The sequence below is a fragment of the Bacillus sp. (in: firmicutes) genome, assembly GCF_031983925.1.
GTDB lineage: Bacteria > Bacillota > Bacilli > Bacillales > Bacillaceae_G > Bacillus_A > Bacillus_A pacificus.
Window position 1 is genome coordinate 1 of sequence record NZ_DALYZR010000025.1, and the last position, 15,555, is coordinate 15,555.

Sequence of the window (15,555 nt, forward strand, 5' to 3'; positions counted from 1 at the left end):
TTCAAAGAACTACTTGGTCGCTCATTTGCGACTTCCTTATGTTAACATCTTCGTTAGTTAATGTCAACTAAGTTTTTCATTTCGTTTGTCGCTTTCGACGTTGTTGTCATCGGCGACTCGTATAATATTACACCTCTAATCTCTAATCGTCAATATATTTTTCTAAAAAAATATAAAAAGGCTTATTTCTTTTAAAATAAGCCTTTTTATCATATACCATTCTATTCGTTTATTATCTTTCTATAATTGGCAACGAGACGACAAACTGAATAACACCATCCTCATATTCAGCTCGAATACTCCCCCCTTGTAATTCAACAATACTTTTCGCAATCGCCAATCCAAGGCCCGATCCTTCTGTTACTCTACTTCTAGATTGATCTTTCTTATAAAAACGTTCAAACAAACTCGCTAACTCTTCTCTCGTAAACGCTTCACTATGATTCGCAATTACAATTTGTATATCCCGGCGCTGCCTTTGAAGAGAAACTTTTATCTCCCCATCATCTTTACTATACTTAATCGCGTTCATTAATAAATTATCAAATACACGAACCATCTTTTCCGAATCAATCGCTGCATAGGCACGTTCCTCAGGAAACTTCTTAACGAACGTAAGCCCATGCTCTTCTGCTTGCGGTACTAACTCTTCTATTAATTGCTCGAGTAACTCATTTATACAAACCTCTTGTTTTTCTAATATAACTTGCTCATTTGTTAACTTCGTATACTCAAATAAATCTTCTATTAAATTCTTTAACTGCTCCGACTTCGCAAAAGCAATTCTCGTATACTCATCATGTTGTTCTTTATTTTCATATTTAGAATCTCGAAGTAATCGTAAGTAACCCATAATAGAAGTAAGTGGTGTACGTAAATCGTGAGATACATTCGTAATAAGTTCGTTTTTTTGCTTCTCTAATTTACGTTCCTTTTCTATATTATTCATAAGCTCTTCTGCCATATTATTAATATTCTCAGTTAAAGACGCAATCTCGTCTTCACCTTTCTTCTCAATACGGTACGCTAAATTACCTTTTTCTATTTCCTTTACACCTTCTGCCATCGCTTCAATTTGCTTCATCTTTCTCTTTGTTATATAGAAGAAAGAAAAAATGAATACGAGTACACCAATTAAAAATGGGAATGGTCCTTCTTGCGTATCATATATTACTTCACCTTCTGGAATCCCACTAACAAACATGTATAAATTCTTATCTTCTATTGTAATAGGCGCAAAGGCTATAAATTCTTTTCTCGTACTTTCAAATTCTTTTCTACCATTCATATAATTAATCGCAAACGATGATGCATTACGAATTGTATTATGCAAATCAATTTGTTCTTCTTGTGCCTGCTTCGTTTTATATAAAACTTTACCACTCTCGTCAGTAACCAATACTTTTAAAGCTCTAGAGTCTCGTTCTAAATTTTGATTCTCTATTTCAATCATACTTGATATAGCTTCTAATTTATTTTCATGAACTGAACTATTTGCCACACTTTGTGCTTGTTGGTTAATTTGTTCCATACCAGTCCGATAATCGATCGTCGCCTCTCGATTCGCATTCTCAAAAAATGGCGCTGCTGCCTTCGCTGACAAAATCCCTAATAACGCACAAGCAGTGAACGCAGTAATAAGTTGAATCCGCACACTCCGTTTCACACTCTTCACTAGCTTTCCGATTAACTCTCGAAATTTCCTAACATAAGTAAATGGATTAAATATCTTTTTCAATCTTATACCCCACTCCCCATACTGTTTTTATATATCTAGGCTTCCTTGGATTCTCTTCAATCTTTTCACGTACTTTCCGAATATGCACCATTACAGTATTATCAGACTGGAAAGATCGTTCATTCCAAACCTTTTCATAAATTTGCTCTGCACTAAAGACCATTCCCGGATTACGGGCTAGTAATTCTAGAATTGAAAATTCCCTCGGGGTCAACTTCACTTCTTCTCCCTCTACAATAACTTTATGGGTCGAGATGTTGATTTTCATCTCTCCAATTTCTAACTCGTCCTCATTTTGAATAGAAAAACCATTCATTTTCATATAACGGCGTAACTGAGATTTTATCCTTGCGATTAACTCTAACGGATTAAATGGTTTCGTTACGTAATCATCTGCACCCGTTGTTAACCCTAAAATCTTATCCATATCTTGCGTTTTCGCGGAAAGCATAATAATTGGCATTTCTTTTTCTTCCCTTACTTTCATACACATATGAATGCCGTCTACTTTCGGCATCATAATATCTAATACGACTAGATGTACTTCGTTTTCTTCTAGTAAACGTAATCCTTCTTCGCCGTCCCCTGCTTGCAATACTTTATATCCTTCATTCTTTAAATAGATTTTAATAAGATTCCTAATTTCTTTTTCATCATCTACGACAAGTATTGTTTCATTTGCCACAATATCTCCCCCATCACTTTTTTAATCCCTAACTTCTATTATAGGAAAACTTCTGAAGAAAAACGCTCGGAAATCCTTAAGATTTTCTAAAGACGCAAAAAAGGTCTAGACCCCCCTTAAGTCTAGACCTTTCAAAAACCCCTTTTATTTACGAACGTAGATGAAATATAGTACGAATAAAACACCCATAACATACATAATCGGATGAACCTCTTTACGTCGACCACTTACTACCATTGTAATTGGATAGAAGATAAACCCGATCGCAATTCCTGTTGCGATACTATACGTAAGTGGCATTGAAATGATAGTAAAGAATGCTGGTACTGCAATCTCAAATTTCTTCCAATCAATTTCCCCTAAGGAAGAAACCATCAAGATTCCTACAATAATTAATGCTGGTGCCGTTACAGCTGGTGTTACAACACTTAGTAATGGCGAGAAGAATAGTGCCAGCAAGAAGAATCCTGCTGTTACAACTGCTGTAAATCCAGAACGTCCACCTGCCGCTACCCCTGCAGAAGATTCAATGTAAGACGTTGTTGTTGATGTACCTAAGATCGCACCAATTACAGTTGCAATCGCATCTGCAAATAACGCTTTTCCTGCACGTGGTAATTTATTGTTCTTCATTAATCCTGCTTGATTCGCAACCGCTACAAGCGTACCTGCTGTATCAAAGAAATCGATAAAGAAGAACGTTATAATAACAATCCCCATTTGAACAGTGAAAATATCTCCAAAGTGCGTTAACGCCGCACCGAACGTTGGTTCTAAACTCGGTATTGCTCCCACTACCGCTTTCGGAGTATCAATTAATCCGGTTGCTACTCCTAAGATTGCCGTAAGAATCATACCGTAAAATACTGCACCATTAACTTTCTTAATCATGAAGATAATGGTCGTAACAACTCCGAAAATTGCTAGTAACGTTGTGCCCTTTGTTAAGTCCCCCAACCCAACAAGAACAGCATCATTTTTCACGATAATTCCGGCATTTTGGAATCCAAGGAAAGCAATGAATAATCCAATACCTGCCGCTACTGCAAACTTTAACTCCGATGGAATTGCATTAATGATTTTTTCACGAATACCTGAAGCAGTAAGAATAATAAAGATAATACCTGACATTAACGTTCCAGCAATTGCCGTTTGCCATGGAATACCCATCGTTAACACTGCTGTATAAGCAAAGAACGCGTTAATTCCCATACCTGGCGCTAAAGCAATTGGATACTTCGCGAAAATACCCATAATTAACGAACCAATCGCTGCTGCTAATGCTGTAGCAACGAATACTGCACCTGGATCCATTCCTGTACCTGCCGGTAATCCTTTAACATTTCCAAGTGACAGCGTAGCAGGATTGACAAATAGTACGTAAGCCATAGATAAAAATGTCGTTAAACCTGCTATGAACTCTGTTTTGTAATTCGTGCCGAGTTCATCAAACTGAAAATAGCGTTTCATCTTACGTTTCCCCCGTTATATGATTACTCGCCGTAATCCCCTAGCCCTCTTTTATCTATTAAAAATAAAAAAGGCTTCCATTGCATATACATGGAAGCGTTCTATGAATAAAGATAAGATTCCCCTCACCTTTATAAAAACGCCTCGTAGTCAAGCCATTTACGGTAGCTAGGTAGAAACTTTCGGGCCATATCCCCGATATTATACGACGGCATAATATTCACTTTTCGTTTGAATTACATACTCATATTAACTCGACGAAGTAGTTTTGTCAATTTAAAAACGAACATTTTTACAAACATTTATAGTTTCGTTCGTATTAACCCTAAAATAAAAAGATCCATCTATACATAAGTAATAGATGGACCTTTTTATAAATACTATTCCCACTCAATCGTTGCTGGTGGCTTACTCGTTACGTCATACACGATACGGTTAACGTGTTTTACTTCGTTTACGATACGTACAGAGATTTTCTCTAATACGTCCCAAGGGATACGTGCCCAGTCAGCTGTCATGCCGTCGATAGATGTTACCGCGCGGATACCTACTGTGTAATCGTACGTACGCTCGTCACCCATAACACCTACGCTACGCATACCAGGAAGCGCAGTGAAGTATTGCCAGATTTCGCGATCTAAGCCAGCTTTAATAATTTCTTCACGTAAAATCGCATCAGATTCACGAACGATTTCTAATTTCTCTTCTGTGATTTCACCTAGTACACGAATACCAAGACCAGGACCTGGGAATGGTTGACGCCATACGATTTCATCAGGAATTCCTAGTTCAGATCCTAATACACGTACTTCATCTTTAAATAACGTGTTTAAAGGCTCAATTAATTTGAACTGCATGTCTTCTGGAAGTCCACCAACGTTATGGTGAGATTTAATTGTTTGCGCAGTTGCTGTACCACTTTCAACGATATCTGTGTACAGTGTACCTTGTGCTAAGAAGTCCATTCCTTCTAATTTAGAAGCTTCATCATCAAATACGTAAATGAATTCGTTACCGATGATTTTACGTTTTTGTTCTGGATCTTCTACACCTTTTAACTTGTTCATGAAGCGTTCTTTTGCATCCACTTTAATAACGTTCATATGGAAGCCTTCGCTAAATGTTTTCATAACGCCTTCTGCTTCGCCTTTACGAAGTAAACCGTGGTCAACGAAAATACATGTTAATTGATCACCGATTGCTTTATGAATTAATACTGCTACAACAGAAGAGTCTACACCACCGCTAAGTGCGCATAGAACTTTTTTGTCTCCAACAGTTTCACGAATCTTTTCTAATTCTACTTCAATAAAGTTCTCCATGTTCCATCCTTCAGAACAACCACATACGCCGAATACGAAGTTTTTAATTAAATCGTTACCGTGCTCAGAGTGACGTACTTCTGGGTGGAATTGTACACCGTATAAGTTTTTCGCTTCATTGCTCATACCAGCAATTGGGCAAGACTCACTTGTTGCATCTACTACGAATCCTTCAGGTAAACCAGTTACTAAGTCACCATGGCTCATCCATACAACTTGCTCTTCTGGAAGGTTCGCATATAATTTTGATTCGTTCTCTACTTTAAGAACCGCTTTTCCGTACTCACGGTGGTTTGCACGTTCTACTTTACCACCGAATTTTTGTGTCATAAGCTGCATACCGTAACAAATACCGAAGATCGGTAATCCTAGGTCAAAGATTTTTTCATCACAATGTAATGCACCTTCACCATATACACTATTCGGTCCACCAGAGAAAATAATCCCTTTTGGATTTATTTCTTTAATTTCTTCTGCAGTAATTGTATGCGGATGAAGTTCACTGTATACACCGAACTCACGAATTCGACGTGCTATTAACTGATTGTATTGACTTCCAAAATCTAAAACGATAATTGTATCGTGTTGCTTCTTCAAAATAATCACCCCAACGTTAGTTCTCGTATATAAATATTTTCACCAATTAGGCGAAAAGCATTACCAATATAATAAAAAAAGCCAGTCCTCCGCCTCTAGTCTCATAACAAAGAAAAGGCAGGGGTCTGGCTTTATAAAGAAAGATAGTCTCCGCTCTTTATAAATATAAGACACACTGCCTTCATAGTCAGGTTGTTTACGGTAACCCGGTAGAGACTCTCAAACCATATCTTTGAGGATATATGAAGGATCGTTTTATATTATCTTCCTAGATTCTAACAATGAAGTATCAATATGGTCAAGAGAGAAAGCGACAAAATTCTACAGAAATTCATTTCCTTTTCTAAAAAACATAAAAAAACATCCATTTCTATATAGAAATGGATGTTTTTTAGGGAAAACGGAATTACATCATTCCGCCCATACCGCCCATGCCCATGCCGCCCATGTCAGGCATTGCTGGTGCATTTGGTTCTGGTTTGTCAGCTACTACAGCTTCAGTTGTTAAGAACATAGCTGCAACAGATGCTGCGTTTTGAAGTGCAGAGCGAGTTACTTTAGCTGGATCTACGATACCAGTTTCAAGCATGTTAACCCACTCGCCAGTAGCTGCGTTGAAACCAACGCCTACTTTTTCGCCTTTTAGACGCTCTACAACTACAGATCCTTCTAGACCAGCGTTGATTGCGATTTGGCGAACTGGCTCTTCTAGTGCACGAAGTACGATGTTAATACCTGTTGCTTCGTCGCCTTCAGCTACGATAGAAGCTACTTTCGTGTATACGTTCATAAGTGAAGTACCACCACCTGCAACGATACCTTCTTCTACTGCTGCACGAGTTGAGTTAAGTGCATCTTCAATGCGAAGTTTACGCTCTTTTAACTCAGTTTCAGTTGCTGCACCTACTTTAATTACTGCTACGCCACCTGCAAGTTTTGCAAGACGCTCTTGTAATTTTTCACGATCGAATTCAGAAGTTGTTTCTTCTAATTGCGCACGGATTTGACCGATGCGAGCTTCGATTTGTTCTGTGCTTCCTACACCTTCAACTACAGTTGTGTTTTCTTTCGTTACAACAACTTTACCAGCGCGTCCTAAAGATTCAACTGTAGCAGATTTTAAGTCACGGCCTAATTCTTCAGTGATTACTTCGCCACCAGTTAAGATTGCGATATCTTCTAGCATTGCTTTACGACGGTCACCAAATCCAGGAGCTTTAACAGCTACTACATTGAATGTACCACGAAGTTTGTTCACTACTAATGTAGCTAATGCTTCGCCTTCTACATCTTCAGCAATGATAAGAAGTGGTTTACCTTGTTGTACAACTTGCTCTAATACTGGTAAGATTTCTTGAATGTTAGAAATCTTTTTGTCAGTGATTAAGATGTATGGGTTATCAAGAACTGCTTCCATTTTGTCAGAATCAGTAATCATGTAAGGAGATGCATATCCACGATCAAATTGCATACCTTCTACTACGTCTAATTCTGTTGTGAAACCTTTAGATTCTTCTAAAGTAATAACGCCGTCGTTACCAACGCGCTCCATTGCTTCAGCGATTAATTGACCTACTTCTTCGTCAGCAGCAGAAATAGCAGCTACTTGTGCGATAGAAGATTTACCTTCGATTGGTTTAGAAATCGTTTTTAATTCTTCTACTGCAGCAACTACAGCTTTTTCGATACCTTTACGAAGACCCATTGGGTTCGCACCAGCTGTTACGTTTTTAAGACCTTCACGAATCATAGCTTGCGCTAATACAGTTGCAGTTGTTGTTCCGTCACCAGCTACATCATTTGTTTTGCTAGCAACTTCTGCTACTAATTTCGCACCCATGTTTTCGAATGCATCTTCTAATTCAATTTCTTTTGCGATTGTTACACCGTCATTTGTAATAAGTGGTGAACCGAATTTTTTCTCAAGAACAACATTACGACCTTTTGGTCCAAGCGTTACTTTTACTGCGTTTGCAAGAGTGTCGACACCGCGAAGCATCGAACGACGTGCTTCTTCACTAAATTTAATATCTTTTGCCATAATAATTGACCCCCTTGGATTTTTTAAGATTTATATAATTAACCGATAACTGCTAAAATGTCACTTTCACGTAAAATCAAGTAGTCTGTACCTTCATATTTCACTTCAGTACCTGCATATTTTGAGAAGATGATAAGATCACCTGCTGCTACCTCTAAAGCAACACGCTCACCATTTTCAAGCACTCGACCAGTACCTACTGCAATAACTTTACCCTCTTGTGGTTTTTCTTTTGCTGTGTCTGGTAATACAATACCACTTGCTGTTTTTTCTTCCGCTTGAACAAGCTCAATTACAACGCGATCACCTAATGGCTTTAGCATGAACAATAACCTCCTCATTTTGTTATGTAATTTTTTTATTAGCACTCAAGTCACTCGAGTGCTAACACACTTATAATAATAAATAATCTCAATTTCTTTTGCAAGTAAAAAAATCATAATTTTTTCGCAAATTACGCTATAAACTTTTCTATATAGAGTTCCTCTTCTTCTACCTTTACCATATGAATCGTTGTTTCCGCTACTCGTATGTTACAATATGAAGGGACACCCTAAGTTGTTTTCGCTACACATACAACTTTCTCCTGTCTTCTATTATAATTTCAAATAAGGATTTACGAAAAAAACATAATTCAAGAGGTTTATATCGTAGGTAGCATATTTACATGTTATCCTACCTTATCTCATACACTAGAGTTAGAAAGGATGGTTAAACCATTTGAAAAAACAATATTGGTGGGTTATCGTTACATACATCTTAATGCAGTTATCATCAATTGCTGGATTACCACTTCTCCTGAAAACTGGACTTTATGATAACAGGGGATTTACTAGGGAAGAGAAATTTCAACTTATAACTGGTCACTGGGCAATCATTAGCTTCTTTATTGCATTATGTATCGTACTTTGGTTACTTAGAACAGATATTCGTGATAGACATTTAGATAAAACGCGTTCTACTGTTCCAGCTACAATTGGTTGGATTTTTATCGGTTTCTTCTTAGCATTTTTCTCGCAAAGTATTGCTGGTATGATTGAAATGTATGTATTAGGTATTAAACCTGGATCTGAAAATACAGCAAGGCTTATGGATATCGCAAGAACTACTCCTTGGTTCCTTATCGTCATCTCTATAATAGGACCTATTTTGGAAGAAATCGTATTTAGAAAGATTTTATTTGGTACACTTTATAAGAAGTTTAACTTCTTTATTGCCGCTATCATTAGTTCCCTTGTATTTGCGGCGATTCATTTTGATTTTACTCACTTATTGGTATACACTGCTATGGGTCTCGTATTCGCCTTCTTATATGTAAAAACGAAGCGTATTATCGTTCCCATTGCAGCTCATGTTGCAATGAATACATTAGTTGCAATTGCCCAAGTTTTAGTGAGTAACGAACAAATTCAGGAAATGATTAAAGAAGCTGAAAAAATGCAAGGCTTTATCGGAGGATTTTTAGTATGAGAAACTCACCATTGTTCATGGCTGCATTGTACTTCCTTCTAGGATGTATCTTTACACGCTTCGCCATTACGAACGTAACAGATACAATTTGGAATATGTGGACAATACTATTTGCAGTTATGGCAACGATTGATTTTAATTTGGCACTTCGCCTTATCTTAGTTAAATTCACAAAGAAAAAACAATAATAAAACGCAGAGGTCGCTTCCTCTGCGTTTTATTGTGGATAATTCTTCAAAAAGTAAACTAATGTTTGTAACTCTACTGCTAAATCAATATGATGAATTCTTATATTTTCTGACACATTTAAGCGCGCTGGTGTGAAATTCAAAATACCATGCACGTTTGTTTCTGCCAATCTATCGGCTACAGATTGCGCTACTGTAGCGGGTACTGTTAATATTGCCACTTGTATATCAGTTGATAAACGTTCTTCTAATTCATCTAAGTGATATACAGGAATGCCTCCGATTTCTGTTCCAACTTTCTCTTCACTAACATCAAATGCCATTTCAATCTTTGTATTATTGTTTTTCGTGAAATTATAATGTAAGAAAGCGGTCCCTAAATTACCTACTCCAATAAGCGCTACACGTGTTATATCATCTTGATCGAGTGTTTCACGGAAAAATGATAATAAATAATTTACGTTATATCCATATCCTTTTTTCCCTAATGCTCCAAAGTATGAGAAATCTCTTCGAATTGTTGCGGAATCAACCTTTACCGCCTCACTTAATTCGGCTGATGAAACACGTTGCTTACCAGACAAAGATAAGTTTTGGATAAATCGATAGTATAGAGGCAATCTCTTAGCAGTGGCTTGTGGAATTTTCTGTTGCTCCATATAACCTCTCCTCTCTTCCTATCTTTATTCATATGCTTTAATCAAATACAGAAGTTTAGCACTTATTAAATTCCTTGTATAATAGAAAGAAGAAGTATTCTCTCTGTATTTTAAACTATACACTATTTTTAGTATGATTGAGAAATATAAACATGGCAAAGTTAAGAAATTATTTGAGGTGAAAACATTGATTTTATTACAAGTAAACGCGCTTTCGAAATTATACGGTGCAGAAACGATTCTTGCAAACATAAAATTGGAAGTTCAAACGAAAGATCGTATCGCATTAGTCGGGCGAAATGGAGCCGGAAAATCTACATTATTAAAAATAATAGCGGGTGAGCTATCTCATGATGATGGAGAAATTATAAAACCGAAAGATGTCTCAATTGGATATCTAGCTCAAAATACCGGTTTAGAAACGTCTTTAACAATTTGGGATGAAATGTTAACCGTCTTTACACACTTGCAGCAAATGGAGACAAAACTTCGAAGGCTAGAGCAAGAGATGGGAAAAGAAGAAAACTTTTCAAACGAGGCTACATATGAAAGATTATTAGCTGATTATGACCAATTACAATTAGATTATAAAGATCAAGGTGGCTATCAGTACGAAGCAGATATCCGTTCGATTTTAAGTGGTCTTGGCTTCCCAGTTGAAACGCACCAAACGACGATTTCCACATTAAGCGGTGGACAAAAAACACGATTAGCTCTCGGTAAATTATTATTAACGAAACCAGACCTCCTTATTTTGGACGAGCCTACAAACCATTTAGACATCGAAACATTAACATGGCTTGAACAATATTTACAAGGTTATCCTGGCGCAATATTAATCGTTTCCCATGACCGTTATTTCTTAGATAAACTTGTTACACAAGTATATGAAATTTCGAATAAAGAAAGTAGACGATTTGTTGGTAACTACAGTAAATATTTAGACTTAAAATCAGCACTATACGAGCAAGAAATGAAACGTTATGAAAAACAACAAGATGAAATCGCTAAGCTAGAGGACTTCGTTCAAAAAAATATAGCTCGTGCATCTACGACAAAACGTGCACAAAGCCGTCGTAAACAATTAGACCGTATGGAACTATTAACAAGACCATTAGGTGACTCTAAGTCAGCTTCCTTCCACTTCGATATCGAAAAACAAAGCGGAAATGATGTGTTACAAGTAAAGGATGCAACTATCGGCTATGATAAGGATCCAATTATTGAACATGTAACAATGCGCTTAACTCGCGGAGATAGCGTTGCTTTAGTTGGTCCAAATGGAATTGGGAAATCCACATTATTAAAATCAATTGTGAATAAGTTACCACTACTACATGGTGATGTTTCTTTCGGATCCAATGTATCTGTTGGTTACTATGATCAAGAACAAGCCAATTTAACATCTTCTAAGCGCGTTTTAAATGAGTTATGGGATGAATATCCACTGCAACCCGAAAAAGAAATCCGCACGATACTAGGTAACTTCTTATTCACAGGAGATGATGTACTAAAACCAGTATCATCTCTTAGTGGTGGACAAAAAGCTCGATTAGCCCTCGCAAAACTTATGATGCAAAAGTCGAATTTATTAATTCTCGATGAGCCTACAAACCATCTTGATTTAAATAGTAAAGAGATTTTGGAGAATGCTTTAATTGATTATCCTGGTACCCTTCTCTTTGTATCTCATGACCGCTACTTTATTAATCGTGTAACGACGACCGTTGTTGAGTTATCAACAGAAGGTGCACAGGAATATTTAGGGGACTACGATTACTACGTTGAAAAGAAAAATGAGATGATTGAACGTGCTGAATTTGAACAACAAGAACAGCAAGAAAATCAGACACCTGTTCAAAAAACTGTAGCTCCAGAAAAATTAAATTATCTCGAAGAAAAAGAGCGCAAAAAGTTGGAGCGTCAACGTACTCGAAAAATTGAGGAACTAGAACAAAATATTGTACAATTTGAAGAAGAAATTGCTACGTTAGAAGATCAACTTTGCTTACCAGAAATATATGCAGATTATGAAAAGGCTAGTGAAATTACAACGAAAAAGCAAACACTACAAGAACAACTTGATGCTTGTATGGCAGAATGGGAAGAATTGCATTTATAAGAGTATAAATAAGAAGGATGTCTCATCAGTCGGGATTTTTGACGATGAGACATCCTTCTTATCTTCTAGCCATGGTCAACCTCTATTGCATAAACAATTCGACACGAGGTATCGATTTGCCGACAAAGTTTGACAATATTAGCCCCCCTTATAATAAGGGCATATTTCAAAATGTTTTTTAGAGATACCTTCTTCGTTTTTATTTCCCGAAAAAGGATAGATTCAAAGGTCAGACTTCATCTGTTTTATCCACAAGCTTATACACATATCCACCTTTATAAAATAAACATCTAAATAACTTTTCCACATTATCCACAATCAACAAAAAAGTTATCAACATTTTATATACACAATAAAACCCACATTATCAACAGATAATATGGGTTTTATCCACAAGCTGTGGTTAATTTTGTGTATAACTATGCTTCAATATCTAATCCTGGATTTGCATTTAAAGCTAATGTAGCACGTTTTCCTTGTTCATACGCAATTGTACCTGCCGCCGCAATCATAGCTGCATTATCTGTACATAAAGATAGAGGAGGAATAATTAGTTCTACATTTTCTTTTTGTGCAAACTCTGCTTCTAAACGTGCACGAAGTCCTTTATTCGCAGCAACTCCACCAGCAAGAAGCACTTGCTTTACGTTATAAGCATCCGCTGCACGAGATGCTTTCGTTACTAATACGTCAATTACACTCTCTTGGAAACTTGCTGCTAAATCTTCCGGTGCAATTTCTATCCCGCGTTGTTTTGCGTTATGCACAGTGTTGATAACTGCTGATTTCAATCCACTAAAACTGAAATCATACGAATCAGGTTCTAGCCATGCACGAGGTAAATCAATTGTTGGTTCCCCTTCATGTGCAAGACGATCAATATGAGGGCCACCTGGATATGGCATAGATAACGTACGAGCTACTTTATCATATGCCTCCCCTGCTGCATCATCTCGCGTTTCACCAATTACTTCAAATGAACCATGTTCTTTCATATAAACAAGCTCTGTATGTCCACCAGATACAACAAGTGATAGTAATGGGAATTGAACTTCTTTTACTAAGCGGTTCGCATAAATGTGGCCAGCGATATGATGAACACCAACTAGGGGGATATCATGTGCAAATGCCACTGCTTTCGCTGCGTTCACCCCTATTAGAAGCGCTCCTACTAAACCAGGTCCTTCTGTGACAGCAATTGCATCAATATCATCAAATGTGATATTCGCTTCTTTTAACGCTTCTTCTAATACAACTGTAATTTCTTCTACATGATGACGGGACGCAATCTCTGGTACAACTCCGCCAAAACGTTTATGACTTTCAATTTGTGATGCAACAACATTCGCAATAATTTCCGTTCCATTTTTAACAACCGCTACTGCTGTTTCATCACAACTTGTTTCAATACCAAGTATAATCGTATTTTTTTCCATTATATATTCACCCACATTACGAGACCATCTTCCTGATTGTCTACATAGTATCGTTTACGAATTCCACCATTTTGAAATCCGTATTTTCTGTATAACTGTTTTGCTACTTCATTTGATACACGTACTTCAAGTGTCATCGTTTTTACACCTAGAGTTTTCGCCTCGGAAATAACTTCTTTTAATAAAGCATCTCCTAGCTTTTGACCTCTGTATTCTGGCAAAATAGCTATATTTGTTATATGTGATTCATCAATAATTATCCACAATCCACAATACCCAATTACACGACCATCTTTTTCTAGCACAACATAATGTGCATGTTCATTCATCGTTAACTCACGGTGAAAGGCATCTGCAGTCCAAGGAGTTGAAAAAGATGCTTCTTCAATGGCTACAATTTGAGCAATATCATCAAGTTCCATCTTTCTAAATATCATATCCATCCTCTGCAAGCTCCTACTTGTTTTGACTTTCTAACCACTTTGTTTCAGCTTCAGCTAAACGAAGGTAACTAGGAACAAATGAATGTACATCCTGTTCTTCTTTTTGTAATCCTAAGAACGCTAGCTCACTTGGTCTTGGGTTATTTTTAGTGAAAGGAGCAAAGAGAGCTTGATTGCCTAAATGTTCGATAATTGTTTCTTTGTGTAGTTTCACATCGTTACCAATAAATAAAACAGGCTTTCCTTTATCTTTTAACATTTGCAACCAGTCTACAATAAGGATGATTCGGTCTTCCTCTATAGAAGTTAAATCCTCTCCTTCATATGTATATAAGCCAGTATAAATTTGTCCACGTCTTCCATCGAATAAAGGACAGATTAATCCATCAAAATTAGCTCCGTTTGCAGCCACTACTTCTAAACTTGATACACCCACAATTGGTATTTGAAGTGACCAAGCTAATGTTTTGGCAGCTGTCACACCTATACGAACACCTGTATATGATCCTGGTCCAGCAGCTACAACTATTTTAGTTAATTCTTTTGGTTTTACACCACATTCTTTTAACAGTTGTTCTACAGCTGGCATAAGACGCACAGAATGATTTTTTGTTAAATTTGTAATGATTTCCCCAATTACGTTTCCTTCTTCAATAAGGGATACACCCATTACATAATTTGAAGTATCAATTGCTAGTACTTTCATCTTGTAATAGCTCCTCACATAATCTAATATAGCGATCTCCAATTGGCTCGAGTACAATGTTTCTTGTATCATCTCCAGCATGGAATAAACTAATTTGTAGCTTCTCATTTGGTAAATATGCTTCTATTAAATGAGCCCATTCTACTACCGTAATTCCTTCACCGTAGAAATACTCATCAAAACCTAAGTCTTCTTCACTTTCTGCTAAGCGATACACGTCCATATGATATAGCGGTAATCTCCCTTTATATTCTTTAATAATATTAAAGGTAGGGCTATTTACAACTCTTTTCACTCCAAGACCTTTTGCTAGTCCCTTTGTAAAAGTCGTCTTACCAGCCCCTAGATCTCCTTCTAAAATAATTACATCTTGTGCCTGAGCAAGTTCACCAAGTTTTTCTGATAATCTTTGTGTTTCCTCAGATGATTTTGTTGTTATTTCATATTTACTCACAGACTTCACCTACTTTACTCACAATGTTCTCTGCTATTTATTATACAGGTTTTGAATATATAAAAAAGTCCTTAGGAGTTTTCCTAAGGATAGTTTGACTGTCTTTATTAGTTTTTTGTTAAAACAAATAAAAAAATACGAAACAACATGTTTCGTTCTTTTCTTTATATAAAATGGCGGTCCCGACCGGGGTCGAACCGGCGATCTCCTGCGTGACAGGCAGG

At 36.9% G+C, this 15,555-nt stretch carries 14 protein-coding genes and 2 riboswitches; of the genes, 3 read left to right on the top strand and 11 right to left on the bottom strand.

Going from position 1 to position 15,555, the window contains the following annotated elements:
* Nucleotides 1-232: 232 nt before the first annotated feature.
* The 6 genes from RTP99_RS27470 to groES form a co-directional block, all read right to left on the bottom strand.
* Nucleotides 233-1,738, bottom strand: coding sequence for a sensor histidine kinase (locus tag RTP99_RS27470; RefSeq protein WP_000719233.1), 1,506 nt, complete (start codon nt 1,736-1,738; stop codon nt 233-235).
* A complete protein-coding gene (locus RTP99_RS27475) occupies nt 1,722-2,423 on the bottom strand; it encodes a response regulator transcription factor (protein WP_001262948.1) in 702 nt (233 codons plus the stop codon). The genes RTP99_RS27470 and RTP99_RS27475 overlap by 17 nt, the downstream gene beginning before the upstream one ends.
* 144 nt (nt 2,424-2,567) lie before the next feature.
* The gene (locus RTP99_RS27480) at nt 2,568-3,893 is read right to left on the bottom strand and encodes an NCS2 family permease (RefSeq protein WP_000833094.1); all 1,326 of its coding nucleotides are present in this window, start codon (nt 3,891-3,893) and stop codon (nt 2,568-2,570) included.
* Between the two features lie 127 nt (nt 3,894-4,020).
* Nucleotides 4,021-4,122: riboswitch (purine riboswitch) on the bottom strand.
* Nucleotides 4,123-4,273: 151 nt separating this feature from the next.
* Nucleotides 4,274-5,812, bottom strand: a complete 1,539-nt coding sequence (gene guaA / locus RTP99_RS27485; protein ID WP_000743925.1) for a glutamine-hydrolyzing GMP synthase — start codon at nt 5,810-5,812, stop codon at nt 4,274-4,276.
* Between the two features lie 164 nt (nt 5,813-5,976).
* A riboswitch (purine riboswitch) is annotated at nt 5,977-6,078 on the bottom strand.
* 140 nt (nt 6,079-6,218) lie between these two features.
* Nucleotides 6,219-7,853, bottom strand: a complete 1,635-nt coding sequence (groL, locus tag RTP99_RS27490) for a chaperonin GroEL (RefSeq protein WP_001029999.1) — start codon at nt 7,851-7,853, stop codon at nt 6,219-6,221.
* Between the two features lie 38 nt (nt 7,854-7,891).
* Complete coding sequence (groES, locus tag RTP99_RS27495) at nt 7,892-8,176, bottom strand: co-chaperone GroES (protein ID WP_000917306.1); 285 nt, start codon at nt 8,174-8,176, stop codon at nt 7,892-7,894.
* A 397-nt stretch (nt 8,177-8,573) separates the two neighbouring features.
* Here groES and RTP99_RS27500 point away from each other — a divergent pair, with 397 nt between their 5' ends.
* The gene (locus tag RTP99_RS27500; RefSeq protein WP_000745338.1) at nt 8,574-9,323 is read left to right on the top strand and encodes a CPBP family intramembrane glutamic endopeptidase; all 750 of its coding nucleotides are present in this window, start codon (nt 8,574-8,576) and stop codon (nt 9,321-9,323) included.
* On the top strand, nt 9,320-9,511 hold the full coding sequence (locus RTP99_RS27505) for a YdiK family protein (RefSeq protein WP_001246201.1): 192 nt from the start codon (nt 9,320-9,322) through the stop codon (nt 9,509-9,511). The genes RTP99_RS27500 and RTP99_RS27505 overlap by 4 nt, the downstream gene beginning before the upstream one ends.
* Before the next feature lie 29 nt (nt 9,512-9,540).
* Here the strand turns inward: RTP99_RS27505 and RTP99_RS27510 are convergent, their stop codons facing one another.
* Complete coding sequence (locus RTP99_RS27510; RefSeq protein ID WP_000437705.1) at nt 9,541-10,170, bottom strand: redox-sensing transcriptional repressor Rex; 630 nt, start codon at nt 10,168-10,170, stop codon at nt 9,541-9,543.
* A 187-nt stretch (nt 10,171-10,357) separates the two neighbouring features.
* Between RTP99_RS27510 and RTP99_RS27515 the strand changes: the two genes are divergently transcribed.
* Nucleotides 10,358-12,292, top strand: coding sequence for an ABC-F family ATP-binding cassette domain-containing protein (locus tag RTP99_RS27515; protein ID WP_000602137.1), 1,935 nt, complete (start codon nt 10,358-10,360; stop codon nt 12,290-12,292).
* A 419-nt stretch (nt 12,293-12,711) separates the two neighbouring features.
* Here the strand turns inward: RTP99_RS27515 and tsaD are convergent, their stop codons facing one another.
* The 4 genes from tsaD to tsaE are packed head-to-tail and all read right to left on the bottom strand — an operon-like array spanning nt 12,712 to nt 15,331.
* Nucleotides 12,712-13,728 (bottom strand): tRNA (adenosine(37)-N6)-threonylcarbamoyltransferase complex transferase subunit TsaD, encoded by a 1,017-nt coding sequence (tsaD, locus tag RTP99_RS27520; protein ID WP_000414588.1) that lies wholly within the window; start codon nt 13,726-13,728, stop codon nt 12,712-12,714.
* The gene (rimI, locus tag RTP99_RS27525; RefSeq protein ID WP_000367198.1) at nt 13,728-14,171 is read right to left on the bottom strand and encodes a ribosomal protein S18-alanine N-acetyltransferase; all 444 of its coding nucleotides are present in this window, start codon (nt 14,169-14,171) and stop codon (nt 13,728-13,730) included. Before rimI ends, tsaD begins: the two co-directional genes overlap by 1 nt.
* Before the next feature lie 13 nt (nt 14,172-14,184).
* A complete protein-coding gene (tsaB, locus tag RTP99_RS27530; protein ID WP_000865757.1) occupies nt 14,185-14,877 on the bottom strand; it encodes a tRNA (adenosine(37)-N6)-threonylcarbamoyltransferase complex dimerization subunit type 1 TsaB in 693 nt (230 codons plus the stop codon).
* Nucleotides 14,858-15,331, bottom strand: a complete 474-nt coding sequence (gene tsaE / locus RTP99_RS27535) for a tRNA (adenosine(37)-N6)-threonylcarbamoyltransferase complex ATPase subunit type 1 TsaE (RefSeq protein ID WP_000049631.1) — start codon at nt 15,329-15,331, stop codon at nt 14,858-14,860. Before tsaE ends, tsaB begins: the two co-directional genes overlap by 20 nt.
* Nucleotides 15,332-15,555: the final 224 nt, after the last annotated feature.

Coding starts and splice junctions, on each gene's coding strand:
- RTP99_RS27480 (WP_000833094.1), bottom strand. CDS start 3,893: ATGAAACGCTATTTTCAGTTTGATGAACTCGGCACGAATTACAAAACA.
- groL (WP_001029999.1), bottom strand. CDS start 7,853: ATGGCAAAAGATATTAAATTTAGTGAAGAAGCACGTCGTTCGATGCTT.
- groES (WP_000917306.1), bottom strand. CDS start 8,176: ATGCTAAAGCCATTAGGTGATCGCGTTGTAATTGAGCTTGTTCAAGCG.
- RTP99_RS27505 (WP_001246201.1), top strand. CDS start 9,320: ATGAGAAACTCACCATTGTTCATGGCTGCATTGTACTTCCTTCTAGGA.
- RTP99_RS27510 (WP_000437705.1), bottom strand. CDS start 10,170: ATGGAGCAACAGAAAATTCCACAAGCCACTGCTAAGAGATTGCCTCTA.
- tsaD (WP_000414588.1), bottom strand. CDS start 13,728: ATGGAAAAAAATACGATTATACTTGGTATTGAAACAAGTTGTGATGAA.
- rimI (WP_000367198.1), bottom strand. CDS start 14,171: ATGGATATGATATTTAGAAAGATGGAACTTGATGATATTGCTCAAATT.
- tsaB (WP_000865757.1), bottom strand. CDS start 14,877: ATGAAAGTACTAGCAATTGATACTTCAAATTATGTAATGGGTGTATCC.